Origin of the sequence: Mycobacterium basiliense (assembly GCF_900292015.1) — a bacterium.
GTDB lineage: Bacteria > Actinomycetota > Actinomycetes > Mycobacteriales > Mycobacteriaceae > Mycobacterium > Mycobacterium basiliense.
On record NZ_LR130759.1, the window covers coordinates 1,765,173 to 1,786,980 of the forward strand.

Sequence of the window (21,808 nt, forward strand, 5' to 3'; positions counted from 1 at the left end):
TGAGTTACCTGAGAAACAAGAAATGACCGATTGTATTCTGTCCGATGAAGAAATCCGAAAGTTCAGCCGAGACCTTCGGATACTTATAGCTACAAATGGCACCCTCACCCGGATTCTCAACGTCGTCACCGACGATGAGATCGTCGTACAGATTATCAAGCAGCAGATTCACGATGTGCCACCGAAAATGACGGCAACGGAGGAATTTGGGGCCGGCCGTGTTCTTCAGCGTGACATCTTGCTCAAGGGTCGGAATTCCGGGACCCCATTTGTGGCCGCGGAATCGTTGATTGCCATTGATTTACTGCCCCCCGCGATCACGACAAGCTTGACCGAGACCGATCGCCCTATCGGTGAAATCATGGCGGCCAGTTGCATCGAGACTTTCAAAGAGGAAGCTACAGTCTGGGAAGGAGATCTACCGGTTTGGCTCGCGTTGGACGGGCATCGGAACGAACGCAAGAAAACCGTTGCCCGCCGGTATCGCATCATTGCCAGTGGCAAACCGGTACTTATTATCACCGAGTATTTCCTGCGAAGCGTATTTGAGGACGCTCGGTGTGAAGAACCCCGTCGTTGCCAGCATTCAATCGACATCGACACAAGGAGTGGAGATCGATTTGTACTTAATGATCGGATCCCCGGCAGTCTCTAGCCGTGACGATGTCAGGTCGCAGACGTCATACCCGTGGATCGCATTCGATCGCCAAGCCAGAAAAGTGTCGGCCAGGGCGGTCACCCAATAATGTGGAATGGGAATTTAGCCGAAATACTTGCTCAGCGCGCAGCGGCGGCGGGCTGGCGGGACAACCCCGCCTACTACGCGCCGGAGATAGTTACTCATGGCCAAATCCATGACGGGGCCGCGCGCCTAGGGCAGGTGCTTGGTGAACGCGGCTTGTCCAGGGGAGATCGTGTCCTGCTGTGTCTGCCGGATTCGCCCGACCTGGTGCAGCTGTTGTTGGCGTGTCTGGCTCGCGGGATTGTGGCGTTCCTAGCGAATCCAGAACTACATCGTGACGACCACGCATTTCAGGAGCGCGACACCGAGCCGGCGCTCGTCGTCACCACCGGTGCGCTGTGCGATCGGTTCCGGCCCTCGGGCGTCGTCGAAGCCGCAGAGCTGTTGTCCGAGGCGACTCGAGTCGAGCCGGCAGAGTACGAATCGCTCGACGGCGACGCGCTCGCATACGCCACCTACACCTCCGGCACCACCGGTCCACCGAAAGCCGCGATCCATCGTCATGCCGACCCGTTGACGTTCGTCGAGGCCATGTGTCACCAAGCCTTACGGCTTACTGCTCAAGACGTCGGGCTGTGCAGCGCGCGCATGTACTTCGCCTATGGCCTGGGTAATTCGGTCTGGTTTCCACTGGCGACCGGGGGATGCGCGGTCATTAGTCCGTCGCCGGTGGGGGCGGAGGCCGCCGCCATGCTCAGCGCACGATTTGAGCCGTCTGTGCTCTACGGCGTGCCGAATTTCTTCGCCAGGGTGGTCGACGCATGTTCGGCCGACTCCTTCCGTTCACTGCGCTGCGTGGTATCGGCGGGGGAGGCGCTCGAGGTGGGTCTGGCCGAACGGCTCACCGAATTCTTTGGCGGTATCCCGGTCCTTGACGGCATCGGATCGACCGAGGTTGGGCAGACATTCGTGTCCAACAGCGTCGACGAATGGCGTCCGGGGACGCTGGGCAAGGTTCTTCCCCCTTATGAAATTCGGGTCACGACATCGGATGGCGCAACCGCCGGTCCCGGTGTGGAGGGAGACCTGTGGGTGCGCGGGCCAGCGATTGCATCGGCATATTGGAATTGGTCGGATCCGCTGCTGGGCAACGACGGTTGGCTCGACACGCGGGATCGGGTTTGCGTCGATGGCGATGGTTGGGTTACCTACAACTGCCGGGCGGACGATACCGAAGTTGTCGGGGCGGTCAACGTCAATCCGCGCGAGATCGAGCGGCTTGTCGTCGAGGACGACGCTGTGGCCGAGGCCGCGGTTGTCGGCGTCCGAGAGTCCACCGGCGCGTCCACACTGCAGGCATTCCTGGTACCGGCGAGCGGCGCAGTCATCGATGAATCGATCATGCGCAACATTCACCGGCGGTTGCTTGGCCGACTGTCCGCGTTCAAGGTGCCGCACCGATTTGCCGTTGTTGAGCGGCTCCCACGAACACCGAACGGGAAACTGCTGCGCGGCGAGCTTCGCGCCCAGAGCCCGGTCAAACCGATATGGGAACTCTCACCGGTTGAGCCGCGGGCCGGCTCCGGGGCCCAGCGAGGCGGACGGGCGGCCCCGAACATGCAGTTCGACGTCGGAAAAGTCGGTGAAGTGACACTCAAAGAGCGGTTGGCCGCCCTGCAGCAAGAGCGCCACCGGTTGGTGTCCGAGGCGGTATCGGCCGAGGCCGCCAAGATGCTGGGCGAGCCGGACCCGCGCGCGGTCAATCGGGATCTCGCGTTTTCGGAGCTGGGTTTCGACTCGCAGATGACGGTCGAACTCTGCAATCGATTGGCCACCGCCACGGGGCTCCGGCTGCCGGAGACGGTCGGCTGGGACTACGGCTCGATATCGGGGCTGGCCCAATATCTGGAAGCCGAACTGTCCGGCGGGGACCGGCGGGCGGCCCAAGTAGTGACGCCTGGTCCAGCGGATAGCGGCGGCAGAGGCCTGGCGCAACTCGACGAGGAGTTGAAAAAGGTCGAACGGCTGGTGGGGGCGATAGCGGATAGCGAGAAGCAGCGCGTCGCCGAGCGGTTGCGCGCCCTTCTTGGCGCGGTGACCGACGGCGAGGATCACCTGGGCAAGCGAATCCAGGATGCTGCGACCCCCGATGAAATTTTCAAGCTAATCGATTCGGAGTTTGGCGAGTCATGAAGAGGAGCAACTGAGAATGACGACGAGCGTTGAAGGCGCCGACCCGCAGAGCGAAAAGCTCTTCCGCTATCTGAAGAAGGTCGCTGTCGAGCTCGACGAGGCGCGCGCACGGCTGCGGGAATACGAACAACGCGAGACCGAGCCGGTGGCGGTGGTGGGGATCGGATGCCGGTTTCCGGGCGGAGTGGATAGCCCCGAAGCGTTGTGGGACGTGGTGGCGGAGGGTCGCGACCTGGTGTCGGAATTTCCGACCGACCGCGGGTGGGATGTGGACGGCCTGTACGACCCGGACCCCGACGCGGAGGGTAAGACCTACACGCGCTGGGGTGCGTTCCTAGACGACGCGGCCGGTTTCGACGCCGGATTTTTCGGGATCGCCCCCGGTGAGGTGCTGGCGATGGACCCTCAGCAGCGGTTGATGCTGGAGGTGTCGTGGGAGGCGCTGGAGCATGCGGGGATTGACCCGATGTCGCTGCGTGGCTCGTCGACGGGGGTGTTCACCGGGATTTTCGCGCCCAGTTACGGCAGCAGGGAGACCGGGGGCCTGCAGGGTTACGGCCTGACCGGCACGGCGGTGAGCGTCGCCTCCGGGCGGGTGTCCTACGTATTGGGGCTGGAGGGCCCGGCGGTGTCGGTGGACACCGCGTGCTCGTCGTCCTTGGTGGCGATCCATTGGGCGATGGCGTCGTTGCGTTCGGGGGAATGCGATTTGGCGCTCGCCGGTGGCGTGACGGTGATGGGGTTGCCGTCGATCTTCGTGGGGTTCAGTCGACAGCGTGGGTTGGCCGCCGACGGGCGGTGCAAGGCGTTTGCGGCCGCGGCCGACGGGACCGGCTGGGGTGAAGGCGCCGGTGTGGTGGTGCTCGAGCGGCTATCGGATGCGCGTCGGTTGGGGCACAAGGTGCTGGCGGTGGTGCGCGGTAGCGCGGTCAACCAGGACGGGGCCTCCAACGGGTTGACCGCGCCCAACGGGCTCGCCCAGCAGCGGGTGATTCAGGCGTCGTTGGCCAGCGCGGGTTTGACATCGGCCGACGTGGATGTGGTCGAGGCCCACGGGACCGCCACTACCCTGGGCGATCCGATCGAAGCGCAGGCATTGCTGGCCACCTATGGGCAGGGCCGGCCGGCCACGCAGCCGCTGTGGGTGGGCTCGATCAAGTCGAACATGGGGCACACCCAGGCCGCCGCGGGGGTGGCCGGGGTGATCAAGATGGTGCAGGCGATGCGACACGGCGTGATGCCGGCATCGTTGCATGTCGATGAGCCATCTCCCCGGGTGGATTGGGACAGCGGGGCGGTGTCGGTGTTGACCGAGGCCCGAGGCTGGTCGGTGGATGGCCGCCCGCGCCGTGCCGGAGTGTCCTCGTTCGGAATCAGCGGCACCAACGCGCACGTGATCCTGGAACAAGCTCCCGAGCCGGCCCCTGACGAGGGGTCCGACGGCCCCTCGGACGCCCGCACATTGGCGGTGGTGCCGTGGGTGGTTTCGGGGCGATCTGCCGAGGCGTTGACGGCACAGGCCGGCCGATTGTTGTCCTACCTGCAGGCCGATTCGGGGCTGGACCCGGTCGATGTGGGGTCTACGTTGGCGGGCCGGTCGGTGTTCGAGCATCGCGCGGTGATAGTCGGCGCTGATCGGGAGGCCTTGATCGCGGGGCTGACGGGGTTGGCCAGCGGCGAGCCAGGTGCGGGCGTGGCCATGGGTCACGCCGGGTCGGTAGGCAAGACGGTGGTCGTGTTTCCCGGACAGGGCTCGCAGCGGATCGGGATGGGCCGCGAGCTACATGCCCAGTTGCCGGTGTTCGCCGAGGCGTTCGACGCGGTGGCCGACGAATTGGATCAGCATCTGCGATTGCCGCTGCGCGACGTTGTCTGGGGCGCCGACGCTGCCCTGCTGGACACCACCGAGTTCGCTCAGCCGGCGTTGTTCGCGGTGGAGGTGGCGTCCTTTGCGGTGTTGCAGCGCTGGGGCGTGCAGCCCGATTTTGTGATGGGTCACTCGGTTGGGGAGCTGTCCGCGGCCTACGTCGCCGGCGTGTTGACGCTGACCGAAGCTGCGATGCTGGTGGTGGCTCGGGGTCGGTTGATGCAGGCGCTGCCTGCCGGCGGGGCGATGGCGGCGGTGGCGGCTCGCGAAGACGAGGTGGCGCCACTGCTGGGTGATGCGGTGGGGATCGCTGCGATCAATGCGCCCGAATCGGTGGTGGTTTCCGGTGCGGAGGCCGCGGTGAGTGCCATCGCGGACAGCTTCGCCGCGCAAGGCCGGCGAGTGCACCGGTTGGCGGTCTCGCATGCGTTCCACTCGCCGTTGATGGAGCCGATGCTCGAGGAGTTCGCGGGGGTCGCGGCCCAGGTCGACGCGCGCGAACCGCAGATTGGGCTGGTGTCCAACGTAACCGGCGAATTGGCCGGCCCCGAGGTCGGTTTCGGATCGACCCAATACTGGGTGGACCACGTGCGGCGCCCGGTTCGTTTTGCCGACAGTGTGCGGCACTTGCAGACGCTGGGGGCAACCCACTTCATCGAAGCCGGCCCCGGCAGTGGGTTGACCGGCTCCATCGAACAGTCGTTGGCGCCTGCCGAGGCGGTGGTGGTGTCGATGCTGGGTAAGGATCGGCCGGAGCTGTCGTCGGCGCTGGGTGCGGTCGGTCAACTGTTCACCACCGGTGTGCCGGTGGACTGGTGCGCGGTGTTTGCCGGCTCGGGTGGACACCGGGTGGACCTGCCGACCTATGCCTTCCAGCGACGCAGGTTTTGGGAAACGCCGGGCGCCGATGGGCCCGCGGATGCGGCCGGTCTGGGTCTCGGCGGTGCCGAGCATGCGTTGCTGGGCGCGGTGATCGAACGACCCGATTCCGATGGGGTGGTGCTGACCGGCCGGTTGTCGCTGGCCGATCAGCCGTGGTTGGCCGATCACGTGGTAGGCGGGGTGGTGTTGTTCCCCGGTGCGGGCTTTGTGGAATTGGTGATCCGCGCCGCCGATGAGGTGGGTTGTGCGGTCATCGAGGAATTGGTGCTGGCCGCACCCCTGATATTGCACCCCGGTGTGGGCGCGCAAGTGCAGGTGGTCGTGGGTGCTGCCGATGATTCCGGGCATCGCGCGGTGTCGGTCTATTCCCGGGGTGACCAAGCCGAGGGTTGGTTGCTCAATGCCGAGGGCATGCTGGGCATGGATGCCGCAAAGCCCGACGCCAACTTGTCGGTGTGGCCGCCGGAGGGTGCGGAGAGTGTTGACATCTCCGATGGTTACGCGCAATTGGCCGACCGCGGCTATGCCTACGGCCCCACGTTCCACGGGTTGGTGGCCGCCTGGCGACGCGAGACCGAGCTGTTCGCCGAGGTGGTCGCTCCCACCGGCGTGGACGTCGACGGGATGGGGATGCACCCGGCCGTGTTGGACGCGGTGCTGCATGCCCTAGGTCTCGCGATCGAGACCACCGAAACCCGGCTGCCATTTTGCTGGCGTGGGGTGTCGCTACACGCCGGCGGTGCCGGACGGGTGCGGGCGCGCTTTGCCTCGGCGGGGGCCGACGCGATCTCGGTGGAGATCGCCGACGCCGCCGGGTTGCCGGTGATGACGGTGGGGTCACTGGTTACCCGCTCGATTACCGCCGAGCAGTTGCGCGCCGCGATGGCCGCCGCCGGCGGTGCGCCGGAGCAGGGTCCGTTGGACGTTCTGTGGTCGCCAATACCGTTGAGCGGCAGCGGTACCAACGGTTCTGGTCAGCCGGCCGTGGTCTCTTGGGCGGACTATTGCGCCGGCGGTGACGGTGCGACCGCAGCCGATGTGGTGGTGTGGGAATGTGGGTCTACCGGCGACGACGTGGTGGGCTCGGTCTATCAGGCCACCCACTCCGCCCTGGAGGTGCTGCAGTCCTGGCTCGACGGGGACCGGGCGGGCACATTGGTGGTACTGACCCGCGGTGCCGTGGCGTTAGCTGGCGAGGACGTCAGCGATCTGGCCGCCGCCGCCGTCTGGGGCATGGTGCGGTCGGCGCAGGCCGAAAACCCCGGTCGGATCGTGCTGATCGACTCCGATGCGCCGATCGATGCGGCGGCGTTGGTCGGCGTCGGGGAACCCCAACTTCTGGTGCGCGCCGGCGCCGTACACGCCGCCCGACTCGGTCCGGCCGCGCCGCTGCTGGCGCTGCCGGCAGGGGAGTCGGCGTGGCGGTTGGCCGCAGGTGGCGGCGGAACGTTGGAGGACCTGGTTATCCAGCCCTGCCCGGAGGCCCAAGCACCATTGCAGGCAGGACAGGTCCGGGTTGCGGTGGCGGCGGTCGGTGTCAATTTCCGCGACGTGGTGGCCGCGTTGGGGATGTATCCGGGCCAGGCCCCGCCGCTGGGTGCCGAAGGCTCCGGGGAAGTCATCGAGGTCGGGCCCGAGGTGACCGGTGTGGCCGTCGGTGACTCGGTCATGGGATTTCTTGGCGGGGCCGGTCCACTGGCGGTGGTGGATCAGCAACTGATTGCCCAGATGCCACGGGATTGGTCGTTCGCCCAGGCCGCCGCGGTGCCGGTGGTGTTCCTGACCGCGCTGTTCGGGTTGAAAGACCTGGCCGAGATCAAGCCGGGCGAATCCGTGTTGATACACGCCGGGACCGGTGGCGTGGGCATGGCTGCCGTGCAGCTGGCTCGCCACTGGGGGGTCGAGATTTTCGTCACTGCCAGCCGCGGCAAGTGGGACACGTTGCGCGCCATGGGATTTGACGACGACCACATTGGTGACTCTCGCACGCTCGAGTTCGAGGAGAAGTTCCTGGAGGTCACCGAAGGCCGCGGGGTGGATGTGGTGCTGGACTCCCTGGCCGGTGATTTCGTGGATGCGTCGCTGCGCCTCCTGGTCCGTGGCGGGCGTTTCCTGGAGATGGGTAAGACCGATATCCGCGAAGCGCAGAAGATCGCCGCGAACTATCCCGGTGTGTGGTACCGGGCGTTTGACCTGTCCGAGGCCGGTCCGGTGCGGATGAAGGAGATGCTGGACGAGGTAAGGGAGCTGTTCGACAACCAGGTGCTGCGCCGGCTTCCGGTCACCACCTGGGATGTGCGCTGCGCGCCGGCGGCCTTCCGATTCATGAGCCAGGCCCGTCATATCGGCAAGGTGGTGTTGACCATGCCCTCGGCGCTGGCCGATGGTCTTGCTGACGGCACGATGTTGATCACCGGTGCCACCGGGGCGGTCGGCGCCGTCCTGGCGCGACATATGGTCAACGCCTACGGGGTGCGCCACGTGGTGTTGGCCAGCCGTCGAGGCGACCAAGCCGAGGGGGCCGCTGAACTGGCCGCCGAGTTGTCCGAGGCCGGAGCCAACGTCGCGGTGTTAGCCTGCGACGTGGCCGATCGCGATGCGGTTGAGGCGATGCTGGCCCAGCTCTCCCGCGAGTATCCGCCGGTACGTGGATTGATTCACGCCGCCGGGGTGCTCGACGACGCGGTGATCACCTCGCTGACCCCCGATCGAGTCGACACGGTGTTGCGGGCCAAGGTGGACGCGGCATGGAATCTGCACGAGGCCACCCTGGACCTGGATTTGTCGATGTTCATGTTGTGCTCCTCGATCGCGGCCACGGTCGGCTCGCCCGGACAGGGCAATTATTCGGCCGCCAACGCGTTTCTCGATGGGTTGGCGGCTCACCGGCAGGCCGCCGGGTTGGCCGGGCTATCGGTGGCATGGGGCCTCTGGGAGCAGCCTGGCGGCATGGCCGCGCATTTGAGCAGTCGCGATCTGGCTCGAATGAGCCGCAGCGGGTTGGCTCCGATGAACCCCGAGCAGGCGCTGGAGTTGCTCGACGCCACCCTAGCGATCAATCACCCGCTCATGGTGGCCACTCGACTGGACCGCGGCGCCCTGGACGCCCGTGCCCAGGGCGGTGGTCTGCCGCCACTGTTCAGTGGGTTGGCACGCCGCCCGCGACGCCGGCAAATCGAGGACACCGGTGATGCCGCCCAGTCGAAGTCGGCGCTGGCCGAGCGCCTGCATGGACTGGCCTCGGATGAACGACGCGACCTATTGGTTGGGTTGGTGTGCCTGCAGGCCGCCGCGGTGTTGGGCCGGCCGTCTCCCGAGGACATCGACTCCGAGGCCGGGTTCCAAGACCTCGGGTTCGACTCGCTGACCGCGGTCGAATTGCGCAACCGCCTCAAGACAGCTACCGGACTGACCCTGCCACCCACCCTGATCTTCGACCACCCAACCCCTGCCGCGGTCGCCGATTATGTGGACCAGCAAATCCCCGAGGGCCATGCTCACCAATCCAATGGGGAAAAGCTGCCCGAACCTGACGATGAGAAAGTCACCGTGCAGGTATAGGGCGAGTTCGGTCTCGTGCGGCGGTGACAACGCGACGCGACAAAGTCCTGGAAAGGCCTGACGCGCTTCCAAATTCGCCAGCCGGGCGGGACCTACGGCGGCCATGCCGGGCGCACGATACGATCGTGAACGCCAGCGGGCTCATGGTGTTTGCAGCCACCGTGGGGCGCACTGAATGTTTTGTTGGCCAGTTTGATGAGATTTGGTGAGAAAGGACACAGCGCAGCGCGCCGAAGCGGTGAACGTGGTCGCTGTTAATTCCGTTCTCGACGGCTCATGCCCGGCGTTCGATGCCGCTTGCGGTGCAACGGGTACGGGCGACTAGCAGCGAGGTGGTAAGCAATGAATGAGCGGAAACCGGCGGTCATTTCCGCCCTTGTGCTAGCGCTGGGAGCCTGCCTGGCGTTGTGGCTGTCCGGATGTTCCTCCGACAAACCCGATGCCGAAGCGCCCAGCACGTCCAGCGTGCCCGCCGACCCGGCCCTGGTGGCCGAGATCAAGCAGTCACTGGACGCGACCAAGGCATTGACCAGCGCGCATCTGGCAATCCGCACCACCGGCAAGGTCGACAGCATGCTCGGCATCAGCAGTGCGGACGTCGATATCAGGGCTAATCCGCTGGCGGCCAAGGGGGAGTGCACCTATAACGGCCAGGCGGGCGTCCCATTCCGGATCAAGGGCGACAACATCTCGGTGAAATTGTTCGACGACTGGAGCAATCTCGGCTCGGTGTCGGACCTGTCCGCCTCACGCGTCCTCGACCCCATCAACGGGGTGACGAAGTTGCTGTCAGGAGTTACCAATCTGCAAGCCCAGGGCAGCGAGGTCATCGACGGAATCCCCACCAAGAAGATCAGTGGAACCCTGCCAACGGACAGCGTCAAGATCCTGGATCCCGGCGCCAGGAGCCCCCGGCCGGCCACAGTGTGGATTGCCCAGGACGGTTCGCACCGCTTGGTGCGGGCAGACGTGGACCTGGGTTCCGGTTCGGTCGAGGTCACGTTGTCCAAATGGAATGAACCGGTGACTATCGACTAGCTAGCTGGCGCTATCCGCCGATCGGTCCGCTTGGATCCCCCGCGTCCGGTCCTGCATCGCGGCGGGAACACACACGTGTGCCACCGCCATCAGCGCACCCACCCCGGCGACGAGAACGGTACCGACTTGACTTAGGGCGCTGATCGAACCGCCCGACACCAGCACCAGTCCCACGCCGAACACCGCGGACAACGCCGCAAGCGGCGCGAACGCGCGCCGAACCGGAGTTGCGCCCGCCGCCCCTTCGTCGGTGGCGACGAGGCCGGCTATCAGGTACGGGATACCGCACGTCAGCAGGGCGGCGAACGACACCAGTGGGACCGAGGCCTGCAGTGGGCTACCCACCAGGTCTTGCCACAGCGCGATCGAGATCCCTAGCGCAGCGAGGTAGGCCAAGAGCATGCCGACGCCGACCACAACGCCACCGAGCGCGCCGCGCCACATGCTGACCGCAAGCACGACGGCCAGCAGTACAAGCGCCAGCAGCACGGCATCGTGAGTCAACGCACCGCGGACGTCGGCGGCCATTTGGGCGGCTCCGCTCACCGTGACCTTGCCGTCGACCAGGCTTCCGTACTTCATCGCCTTGCCCGCGGCGATTTCGAGCTGCTGCGCGCGTGTCGCCGCGCCCAGATCCAGTTTGTCGCGGTCGGAATAGACCAATAGGCGGGTCACCGTTCCCTGCGAGGAAAACATTGTCTGCCGCACGTGCTGGTACGACGGATCGGCGATGGCCTTCCCGGACAAATAGAAACCGCCCTCGCCGGTGCTGGCGAAATCGAGCCGCAGGTTCCTCAAAAAAGCCGACACCTGCACAAGTTGCGGGAGGGTGTCCTGGATGGTGGTTTCCAGGTTGGGAACAAAGGACTGCAGTTGTGCCAGTGCTGACCGCATTTGCGCCATCACCTGAGGTGCCGTCGCGAAGGCGCCCACCGTCCTGCGTGATACCGCGGCGATGCGGTCCGCACCATCCGACAGCAACGTCACGTCGTCGACCACCCTGTCGACGGGATCCACGACCTTGCGCGCGGCCGTACACAGCATGTCGGCGGGACAGTTCTCGACGCCACCCACATAGCCGCGGACCGGGTCGAGGTAGCCGGACAGCTCCACGGTCAAGCCCTTGATGTTCCGGGTACCGGACAGCAGCAACTCCACGTTCTGCTGTATCTGGGCCGCCCCGGCGAGACCAGCCTGCACGCTGGTGTCCAACTGATCGACCGCGCCGCTCATCTGATTGACGATGGATCCCAGCGTCTTGATCGCGGTCACCTGCGGCATAAACGATCCGGCCCCGCGGTCCAGCTGATCGCTGAGCTTTCCCGCGGCGGCGGTGAGCGAGGCGTCCTGCCACGGGACACCGGCCGGCCATGCCGCCGACTCCACCTTCCGGACGCCGGGAATCTCCATCAGGCGGTGGCTAACCTGGTCGATGGCGATAAGGCCGGCCGGGTCTCGCAGGTCGTTCGCGGCCTCGATCACCACCACGTCGGGCAGGGGATTCCAGGGCAGGGACCGCGTGGTGCTGGTTGCGGCCGGGCCTGCCGGGTTCTCGGCAAGAGCGAACCGCATCCCGATGACGGGTACCGCACAGATCGCCAGTACGACGGCGGTGACGACGGCCGCGCGCGGGATCGACGACGCACGGGTCGGGGCGGCATCGTCGGATTGCGAGGAGGACGGCTGCCCCGCGAGACCGAGCAGGGCGGGCAGCAGCGTCACCGAAGCCGCAAGCGCCACAACGACTCCCAGCGTAGCCATGCCAACGCTGTGCAGTGCCGGTGTGCGGGCAAGTAGCAACGGACCGGTGAGCAACGCGACGCACGCCGCGGGCAGCGCCAAGGCGGGCAGGCTGTCACGATATGCCCGCCGGCCCAGCGGTACCAACGCCGGAGCGCCGGTGTCGGAGCGGAGCCGGGAGACCAGCACGACGGAAGCGGTGATGGTGCCGATCGCAAGAACGGCGGCCAGGGTCGTGGAGAACACTGCGAAGGCCGACAGGGTCGCGCCATGGTCGCGCCGCGCCAAGGCGGCGAGCGGCCACGTCACCGCGAGGGAGAGCGCAGCGGTCAGCAGGGCGATCCCGACGGTAAGCCGGGACCGTCGCGCTCGCAGCAACAGTAGGCCGGCGATGAGCGCCGCGGCGGTGACGAGCACCGCGCCCTGCCACGCGGTCATGTGCACGGGCATACCAACGGTGGTTGCCGGAACGACAATGCGGGCGCGAAGCCCCACACTCGGTGGCAGGTCGCGCACCACCGTTCGTGCGGCAGCCAGCGATTCTCGCGCCTGGTCGGTGCCCGCCTGGCCCACCAGCCAAACCACCGCGATCGCGGAGCGGTCGTCGGGTCCGGTGCCCAGCGGCGCGGTGAGGGGATCTGCCCACCAGTCGAGCACGGAGCCGACGTGGCGGGTGTCGGCGCGCAGGGCGCTGACGGCGGCGTCATAGTACTGCTGATCCGCCGGTCCGAGAGCGTCGCGGCCGTCCAACATCAGATATGCGATGGCGTTGGTGCCGGTGCCGGGAAATGCCTCCGCTATCCGCTTGGTGGCGGTCGAATTCCTGGCATCCTGGGGCAGCAGCGCCGAGCTGGTATTGCCCGAGGCCCCTGGCGTTAGCGCCACAAGAGAATTCGCGATCACCGCCACCGCGATCCAGGCGGCGATGACGAGGAGGTTGGCGAGTCGCGACGACCTATGAGTACCGTCGGTTGACACGCTAAACGTCCAGGCGGGCGAACTGATCCTGTCGATACTGTTCGACACAGGCCGCTCGCCTCACCTTGCCGCTTGTGGTGGTCGGGATCGAGCCCGGCGCCACCAGAACCAGGTCGGCGACGCTAAGACCGTGCGAATTCGACAACGCGGAGGTGACTTCCCGCTTGATATCGACCAGCGTGTCCAACAGATCCTTGTCCGAGTCGCCACGCTTTCTGAATTCGATGATGGCGACCAGCTTCTCGGTGCTGCGATCACCCGGAACCGATATTGCCGCACAGCGGCTCCGGGTGATCTCCTGGATCGTGGCCTCGATGTCATCGGGAGAGTGATTGCGCCCGTAGACGATCAACAGATCCTTGATCCGGCCAATGATGAACATCTTGCCGTCGGCGATGAAGCCCGAGTCGCCCGTTCGCAACCAGGGACCTACCGGAGTGCCTTCCGAAGGAGAAGCCATCTTTCCGCCGAAGGTGCGTTCGCTTTCGTCCGGCTTATGCCAGTAGCCGATGGCGACATTATCGCCGTGCACCCAGATTTCGCCGACCGTTCCATCCGGGCACTCGGTGCAGGTATCGGGGTCGACGACCCGCACGATGGGTGAGCGTGGCAATACATAGCTGACTAATGGTGTGCCGGAACCGCTTTCGCACCGCTTCGCCTGTCCGGCAGACAGACTCTCCGCCTCGAAGTCGAGGACCTCCGGTGGCTGACCCGGTCTGCTGGTTGCCACGTACACGGTTGCTTCCGCCAGGCCGTACGACGGGCGGATCACCTTCTCCGCCAGATTGAAGCGGGCGAAGCGGTCAGCGAAGCGTTTGAGAGTCGCCGGCTGCACCCGCTCGCTGCCGCTGAGGATGGTCAACACGTTGCCAAGATCGAGCCCGGTCATGTCGTCGTCGGACACCTTCTTGGCCGTTAGTTCGAAGGCGAAGTTCGGTGCTGCCGAAAATGCGTGAGAACTGTTGGCCAGCATGTGCATCCACCGGGCGGGGCGCTGCAGGAAAGACACCGGGCTGGTAAGCACCGCCTGATATCCACCCAGAATCGGCGCACAAACGCCTAGAACCAACCCCATGTCGTGGTAGAAGGGCAACCAGGACACCAGTGTTGAATCCGCCGGCGCGATGCCATCGGTCTCGGCGAAGTAGCCCGCCATCAGCTGTTCGAAATTGGTCCGAAGGTTCTGATGGGAAAGCATGACGCCGGCCGGTTCCCGGGTTGACCCGGACGTGTATTGCAAATACGCCGTGGTTGGGTAGTTCTCGTCCGCGCCGCCAGATCCGTTGGGAGAGTCCAGGTCTAGTCGGTCGAGTTCGATGATCGAAGGTGCAGTTTCATTCGGCCCCGCCGTAACATGCTGGGCGACATCGTCTATTACAGGTGATGTCGTGAGAATGGCAACTGGCGAGGCGTCGCGGAGCACGGAATCGGCGCGTTCATCGCTGGCGCCACCCTGGGGAACCGAAAGCGGCACCGCGACCCGCGCCGCCTGCAGCGCGCCCAGGAAGCCGACGATGTATTCGAGTCCCTGCGGGGCCAAGATCACCACGCGATCACCAGCCGAGCCGCATCGGCTCAGCTCCTGTGCCACGTTCAGGGTTCGCCTGTACAGCTGCGACCACGTCAGCGTTTCCGCCACGCCGCCCCAGTCCTGTTCGTAGTTCATGAAGGTGAAGGCGGGGTCATTGGGCTGTAGCCGGGCGCACGCGCGCAGCGCGGCAGGAAGGGAACGCACACTCATGGGCATCACGTTACCGGCCTGGCTCAAACGTTGTCCCAGCCTTGCCCCGAATCCGGGCGGCGGCCACCGCGGGGCGTCGCAAAAGTCACATTTCACCAGCTCAGCGGCGATTTGATGGCACCATTGCAAAATTCTCGCGCGGTGCGGGCCCACCCGACGCCGGGGTGAACCGGGAGTCGCGAGGGGCGGATCCGATACGGACTTGTGGCCGCCGTCGGGCCCCCTTTCCGGTGCTTCGTTCCGGCCGCGCCGACATCGCGGCGTCCGGACCTGGAACTAGCTCGAAAATTGTTGCACTGCAATAGGTCTATGGCGGCCACCGACGCCCACCGCTCTTTGGCGGTCGCACAGCATCAGCTGGCGCAGCTGGCCCGGGGGCCCGCCTGCACGGCCGGCACTCGCGGGCATGGCGGGCGCCGGCGGCATAGGTGGGAACCCCGCGCTCCCGGCCTGCCTTTGAATTGTCGAAGTTCGCCGCGATGGCATCGTCGCACCGGACTGGGCGCTGGTGCCGGCTGGGCGTCCGCTTCCCCGCCGGACCTGAGCGTGACCTGGGAATTTGGCGCTTTGTTACTCCGCCTCCCGAATGCCGTCTAAGCTTGTGGCGCCGTGACCTGCCTTCGGTGTCGCCCATCCCGGTTGGCTCGGTTTTGGGGTTGTGTGAGCGGTGCTGCGGGATTTTCGTTCCCGCATCAAAATTCGGTGACGTTGTCGGGTAATCCCGGTTGAGCTGAGACGAGGTTGGAAGAGCGATGGAAACACCTGTCACTCCCGTTGCGATCATCGGAATGGGATGTCGGCTTCCCGGGGGGATTGATTCGCCCGACCTGCTGTGGGAGGCCCTGCTGCGCGGTGATGACCTGGTCACCGAGATTCCGGCCGAGCGCTGGGATGCCGACAACTACTACGACCCCGAGCCAGGGGTGCCCGGTCGCACGGTGTCGCGATGGGGCGGGTTTATCGATGACATTGCGGGCTTCGACGCCGAGTTCTTCGGGATCAGTGAGCGCGAGGCGACCTCGATCGACCCGCAGCACCGGATACTGCTCGAGACCTCGTGGGAGGCCATCGAGCACGCCGGCCTGGATCCGGCGTCACTGAGCGGGTCTGCGACGTCGGTGTACACCGGTCTCACGCACGAGGACTACCTGGTGCTGACCAAGGGGGCGGGTGGTTTGGCCAGCCCCTACGTGGTCACCGGGCTCAACAACAGCGTGGCCTCCGGGCGTATCTCCTATGCCCTGGGCTTGCACGGTCCGGCGATGACGTTTGACACCGCGTGCTCCTCGGGTCTGATGGCGGTGCACCTGGCCTGCCGCAGCCTGCAGGACGGTGAAAGCGACCTCGCGTTGGCCGGCGGCTGCGCGGTGCTGTTGGAGCCGGACGGCAGCGTCGCCACCTCCGCTCAGGGCATGCTTTCCTCAACCGGCCGCTGCCAGAGCTTTGACGCCGACGCCGACGGTTTTGTGCGCTCCGAGGGCTGCGCGATGGTGCTGCTCAAACGCCTGCCGGACGCGCTGCGCGACGGTAACCGAATCCTCGCCGTGGTGCGCGGCACGGCCACCAATCAGGACGGCCGTACCGAGACGCTGACGATGCCGTCCGAAGACGCGCAGGTCGCCGTGTACCGCGCGGCCCTGGCCGCCGCGGGGGTGGCGCCGGAAACGGTCGGTGCGGTGGAAGCACACGGCACCGGCACCCCGGTCGGTGACCCAATCGAGTTCCGAAGTTTGGCACGGGTCTATGGCGGCGCTGGCAGCCGCTGCGCGCTGGGCTCGGCCAAGAGCAACATGGGGCACAGCGAGTCCGCGGCCGGCGCGGTCGGTCTGATCAAGGCCGTGCTGTCGCTTCGTCACGGGGTGGTGCCGCCCTTGCTGCACTTCAACCGGTTGCCTGATGAACTCGCTGAGATCGAGACGGGCATTTTTGTGCCGCAGACGGTTACGCCTTGGCCGAGTAACGGAGACGGCACGCCGAAGCGGATTGCGGTGTCCTCGTTCGGGATGTCGGGAACCAATGTGCACGCCATTCTGGAACAGGCGCCCGCCGAAGTTTCCGAACCGGCCCCCGCGCCCGTGGGCCCGCAGCTATTCGCATTGTCATCCAGTTCCGCCGACGGATTGCGAGCGACCGCAACCCGGCTCGCCGAGTGGGTGGAACAGCATCCCGATGTCGCCCTTTCGGATCTGGCCTACACGTTGGCGCGGCGGCGTGCGCACCGGCCGGTGCGCACCACCGTCGTGGCGGCCAGCTCGGGCGAGCTGGTCGAGCGGTTGCGCGAGGTCGCCGAGGGTGACGGTTTCTTTGACGCCGCGGTGGGGCAAAACGATCGGGGACCGGTCTGGGTGTTTTCCGGGCAGGGTTCGCAGTGGGCCGCCATGGGCGCAGACCTACTGGCGAACGAGCCGGTATTCGCCGAGACGGTCGCCGAGCTGGAGCCGGTGATCGCCGCGGAGTCGGGTTTCTCGGTCACCGAGGCGATGACGGCGCCGCAGACGGTGACTGGGATCGATCGCGTGCAGCCGACCCTGTTTGCCATGCAGGTCGCGCTGGCCGCCACGGCGGACAAGACCTACGGGATCCGGCCTGGCGCGGTCGTCGGACACTCGCTGGGCGAGGCGGCCGCGGCCGTTGTCGCGGGGGCGCTGTCGCTGGAGGACGGGGCTCGCGTTATTTGCCGCCGCTCGCGGTTGATGTCCCGGATCGCCGGTTCGGGCGCCATGGCGTCGGTGGAGTTGCCCGCCAAGCAAGTGAATTCGGAGCTCATGGCCCGCGGCATCGATGACGTCGCGGTGTCGGTGGTGGCCTCGCCCCAGTCCACAGTGATCGGCGGCGCCACCGACGTGGTGCGCGAACTTGTCGCGCGCTGGGAGCAGCGTGATGTGATGGCGCGCGAGGTGGCCGTCGACGTCGCGTCGCACTCACCGCAGGTTGACCCGATCCTCGACGACTTGGCCGCCGCACTGACCGACATTGCCCCGACGGCGCCCAAGGTTCCGTACTACTCGGCGACCCTGTTCGACCCGCGCGAGCAGCCATTGTGCGATGGCCGCTACTGGGTGGACAACCTGCGCAACACCGTGCAGTTCGCCGCGGCGGTGCAGGCCGCGATGGAAGACGGCTTTCGGGTCTTTGCCGAGCTGTCGCCACATCCGCTGCTGACCCACGCGGTCGACCAGACGGCACGGAACCTGGACATGTCGGTGGCCGCTCTGGCCGGCATGCGGCGTGAGCAGCCGCTGCCGCTGGGGTTGCGCGGGCTGCTGTCGGATGTGCACAGCGCGGGCGCCGCAGTCGACTTCTCGGTGCTCTATCCGGCCGGAAGGCTAGTGGACACCCCATTGCCGGCCTGGACCCACCCGCGGTTGTTCATCGACGACGACGGGCAAGCGCAGAAGGCGCAGGGTGCGTGCACCATCACCGTGCACCCGCTGCTGGGTTCGCATGTGCGGCTGACCGAGGAGCCCGAACGCCACGTGTGGCAGACCGATGTCGGTACTTCGACGTTGACCTGGCTCGACGACCATCAGGTGCGCAACGTGGCCGCCCTGCCCGGGGCCGCTTACTGCGAGATGGCGCTGGCCGCCGCCGGCGAGGTTTTCGGGCAGACAACGCAGTCGTGGGAGGTTCGCGACATCGCGTTTGAGCAGATGCTGTTGCTCGACGAGGAGACTTCGGTCGAGGGCATCGCGACGGCGGAGGCGTCAGGTGTCTTCACCTTCGCGGTGGAGACCCATGTGGAGGGCGAAAACACCCGGCACGCCGTCGCGGCGCTGTCCGCCCTAGCAGGCGCCCAAGAAGGGAGTGCCGCGCCACCGGCCTACGACATCGCCGCGTTGCTCGAGGCGCATCCGGTCTCGGTGAACGGTGCGCAGTTGCGTGAGTCATTCGTCGAGCGCGGTATTCAGCACGGTCCTGCGTTCAGCGGCCTCACGACCGCGCGCACCGCGGAGACCGGCGGTAGCACCGTGCTGGCTGAGGTGGCGCTGCCCGCGTCGATCCGATTCCAGCAGGCCGCCTACCAGGTGCACCCGGCGCTGCTTGATGCTTGCTTCCAATCCGTCGCCGCGGGCGTTGTCGACTCTGGCGGCAGCGGACTGCTGTTGCCGTTGGGCGTGCGTAGCCTGCGTGTCTACGGCCCGACCCGCAATACCCACTACTGCTACACCCGGGTGACCAAGGTCGAGGCCACCGGCGGCGAGGCCGACCTCGATCTGCTGGCCGAGGATGGCACCGTGCTGCTGGCCGTGCGAGGGCTGCAAATGGGGACCGGGACCTCCGAAAGCGGTGAGCGCACTCGCGTACTCAGCGAGCGGTTGTTGACCCTGGCGTGGCAGCAGCGATCGCTGCCCGAGGTCGTCGAGAGCGAGGCGGCGTCGGTGTTGCTGATCGACACCTCGGACGCCGCGGACCTACTGGTCACTGCGTTGGCGGATGCGCTGAAAGCCCAGGGGGCCGAATGCGCAAACCTGCACTGGCCGATTCAGGCCGGCGCGCTTCAAAGCCCGGCCAGCGCGGAAAGCGTCGGCAGGCTGCACAGCCAGCTGCGCGCGCGCCCGGCGGACACGGTGGTGATCCTTTGCGGGCCGAGCGCCGGGGCACCGGACGAGGCGGGTCTGCTGCAGGGGCGTGAGCAGGTGCGTCATCTGGTCCGGATCAGCCGGGAGCTGGCCGAACTGGAGGGCGAGTTGCCGCGTCTGTTCGTCGTGACCAGGCAAGCCCAAGTTGTTCGACCCGAAGACGAGATCAACCTGGAGCAGGCCGGGTTGCGTGGTCTGTTGCGCGTGATCGGCAGCGAGCATCCGCTGCTGCGGACCACCCAGATCGACGTGGACGAACACACTCAGGCCGAGCAGCTGGCCCAGCAGCTGCTGTGCGGGTCGGAGGAGGACGAGACCGCCTGGCGCAACGGTGAGTGGCACGTGGCGCGCCTGTGCCCCAGCCCGCTGAGCCATGAGGAGCGGCACACCGCCACGGTGGACCCCGAACGTGACGGCCTGCGGATGCAGGTCCGCACGCCGGGCGACCTGCAAACGCTGGAGCTGGCCGCATGCGACCGCATTCCGCCCGGGCCGGGGCAGATCGAGGTCGCGGTCGCCATGTCCAGCATCAACTTCGCCGACGTCCTCATTGCGTTTGGCAAGTTCCCCATCATTGATGACCGCGAGCCGCAGTTGGGTATGGATTTCGTGGGCGTGGTGACCGCGGTCGGTGAGGGTGTTACCGACCACAACGTCGGCGACCGGGTTGGCGGCTTTTCCGAAGGCGGCTGTTGGCGCACGTTCTTGACCTGCCAGGCCAACCTGGCCGTCACGCTTCCGCCCGCCCTGACCGATGAGCAGGCGATTTCGGCTGCCACCGCGAATGCCACCGCCTGGTACGGGCTCAACGACCTGGCCGGCATCAAGGCCGGTGACAAGGTGCTGATTCACTCCGCGACCGGCGGCGTGGGGCAGGCGGCCATCGCGATTGCGCGTGCTGCGGGTGCGGAGATATTCGCGACGGCCGGCAACCCGCGCAAGCGAGCGCTGCTGCACGACATGGGCATCGAACACGTCTACGACTCGCGCAGCGTGGCGTTTGCGGAGCAGATCCGGCGAGACACCGACGGGTACGGCGTGGACATCGTGCTGAACTCTCTGACCGGTGCTGCGCAGCGAGCCGGACTTGAACTGCTGGCCTTCGGTGGGCGGTTCATCGAGATCGGTAAGGCCGATGTGTACGGCAATACCCGGATGGGTCTGTATCCGTTCCGCCGCGGCCTGACGTTCTACTACCTGGACCTCGCGCTGATGACGGTCATCCAGCCCGACCGCGTCCGCGAATTGCTGGCCACGGTGTTCCAGCTGACCGCCGACGGTGTGCTGGCGGCACCGGAGCGCACGCACTACCCGTTGGCCGATGCGGCGAGCGCAATCCGGGCGATGAGCAACGCCGAACACACCGGCAAGCTGCTGCTCGACATACCGCGCAGCGGGCGCGCCGGCGTGGTGGTGCCACCGGAGCAGGCGCCAGTGTTCCGCCGCGATGGCGCCTACATCATCACCGGTGGGTTGGGTGGCCTTGGTCTTTACTTCGCATCGAAGTTGGCCGCCGGCGGCTGCGGCCGGATCGTGCTGACCGCACGTAACCAGCCCAACCCCAAAGCGCGGCAGACCATTGAGCGGCTGCGTAAGGCCGGTACCGACATCGTCGTCGAGTGCGGAAACATCGCCGAACCCGACACCGCTGAGCGGTTGGTGAGTGCGGCAACGGCAGATGGTGTTCCGCTGCGCGGTGTGCTGCACGCGGCGGCGGTGGTCGAGGATGCCACGTTGACCAACATCAGCGACGAACTGATCGACCGCGACTGGGCGCCAAAGGTTTACGGGTCTTGGAACCTGCATCGCGCCACCGTCGGACAGCCGCTGGACTGGTTCTGCTTGTTCTCCTCGGGCGCGGCCCTGCTGGGTTCGCCGGGTCAGGGTGCCTACGCGGCGGCCAACAGCTGGGTCGACGCCTTTGCCCAATGGCGCCGCGCGCAGAACCTGCCGGCCGACGCCATCGCCTGGGGTGCGTGGGGCGAGGTAGGCCGCGCTACCTTCCTGGCCGAGGGCGGTGAAATCATGATCGCCCCGGAGGAGGGTGCCTACGCCTTCGAGACGTTGCTGCGCTATGACCGCACCTACACCGGCTACATCCCGATCATCGGGGCGCCATGGCTGGCCGATCTGGTCCGGCGCAGCCCATGGGGTGAGATGTTCGCGTCCACCGGGCAAAGCGCAAGGGGCCCAAGCAAGTTCCGCGCCGAGCTGATCGCCCAGCCGCAAGATGAGTGGCCGGCCCTGCTGCGCCGCATGATCGTTGAGCAGGCCAGCATCATCCTGCGCCGCACGGTCGACGCCGACCGTCCGTTCATCGAGTACGGGCTGGACTCGCTGGGCATGCTCGAGATGCGTACCCACATCGAAACCGAAACCGGAATACGGCTGACACCCAAGGTCCTTGCCACCCACAACACCGGGCGGTCACTGGCCCAGCACCTAGCTGACACCTTGGCCGAGGAGGAGACTGCGCACGCGGCATCTTAGATCCGGATTCTGTTGCACTGCACCCATCGCCTGCGGGCCGCTGCGGCATGCGG

At 66.4% G+C, this 21,808-nt stretch carries 7 protein-coding genes; 5 read left to right on the forward strand and 2 right to left on the reverse strand.

Annotated features, from left to right (window positions below):
- Nucleotides 1-22: 22 nt before the first annotated feature.
- The 4 genes from MB901379_RS07590 to MB901379_RS07605 all read left to right on the forward strand — a co-directional run bounded on the left by MB901379_RS07590 (nucleotide 23) and on the right by MB901379_RS07605 (nucleotide 10,223).
- Entirely contained in the window at nucleotides 23-655 is a 633-nt protein-coding gene (locus MB901379_RS07590) for a chorismate--pyruvate lyase family protein (RefSeq protein ID WP_158016053.1), read from the forward strand.
- 90 nt (nucleotides 656-745) lie between these two features.
- On the forward strand, nucleotides 746-2,875 hold the full coding sequence (locus MB901379_RS07595) for a p-hydroxybenzoic acid--AMP ligase FadD22 (protein WP_158016054.1): 2,130 nt from the start codon (nucleotides 746-748) through the stop codon (nucleotides 2,873-2,875).
- A gap of 16 nt (nucleotides 2,876-2,891) precedes the next feature.
- Nucleotides 2,892-9,185: a type I polyketide synthase gene (locus MB901379_RS07600; RefSeq protein ID WP_158016055.1), complete on the forward strand. Its 6,294-nt coding sequence runs from the start codon at nucleotides 2,892-2,894 to the stop codon at nucleotides 9,183-9,185.
- A gap of 342 nt (nucleotides 9,186-9,527) precedes the next feature.
- A complete protein-coding gene (locus MB901379_RS07605; RefSeq protein ID WP_158016056.1) occupies nucleotides 9,528-10,223 on the forward strand; it encodes an LppX_LprAFG lipoprotein in 696 nt (231 codons plus the stop codon).
- Here MB901379_RS07605 and MB901379_RS07610 read toward each other — a convergent pair whose 3' ends face one another.
- Together MB901379_RS07610 and fadD28 are read right to left on the reverse strand one after the other, a co-directional pair.
- Entirely contained in the window at nucleotides 10,224-12,941 is a 2,718-nt protein-coding gene (locus tag MB901379_RS07610; protein WP_158016057.1) for an MMPL family transporter, read from the reverse strand.
- Nucleotide 12,942: 1 nt separating this feature from the next.
- On the reverse strand, nucleotides 12,943-14,685 hold the full coding sequence (fadD28, locus tag MB901379_RS07615; RefSeq protein WP_158016058.1) for a fatty-acid--AMP ligase FAAL28/FadD28: 1,743 nt from the start codon (nucleotides 14,683-14,685) through the stop codon (nucleotides 12,943-12,945).
- A 752-nt stretch (nucleotides 14,686-15,437) separates the two neighbouring features.
- Here fadD28 and pks2 point away from each other — a divergent pair.
- On the forward strand, nucleotides 15,438-21,755 hold the full coding sequence (gene pks2 / locus MB901379_RS07620; RefSeq protein ID WP_158016059.1) for a sulfolipid-1 biosynthesis phthioceranic/hydroxyphthioceranic acid synthase: 6,318 nt from the start codon (nucleotides 15,438-15,440) through the stop codon (nucleotides 21,753-21,755).
- The last annotated feature ends 53 nt before the right edge of the window (nucleotides 21,756-21,808 follow it).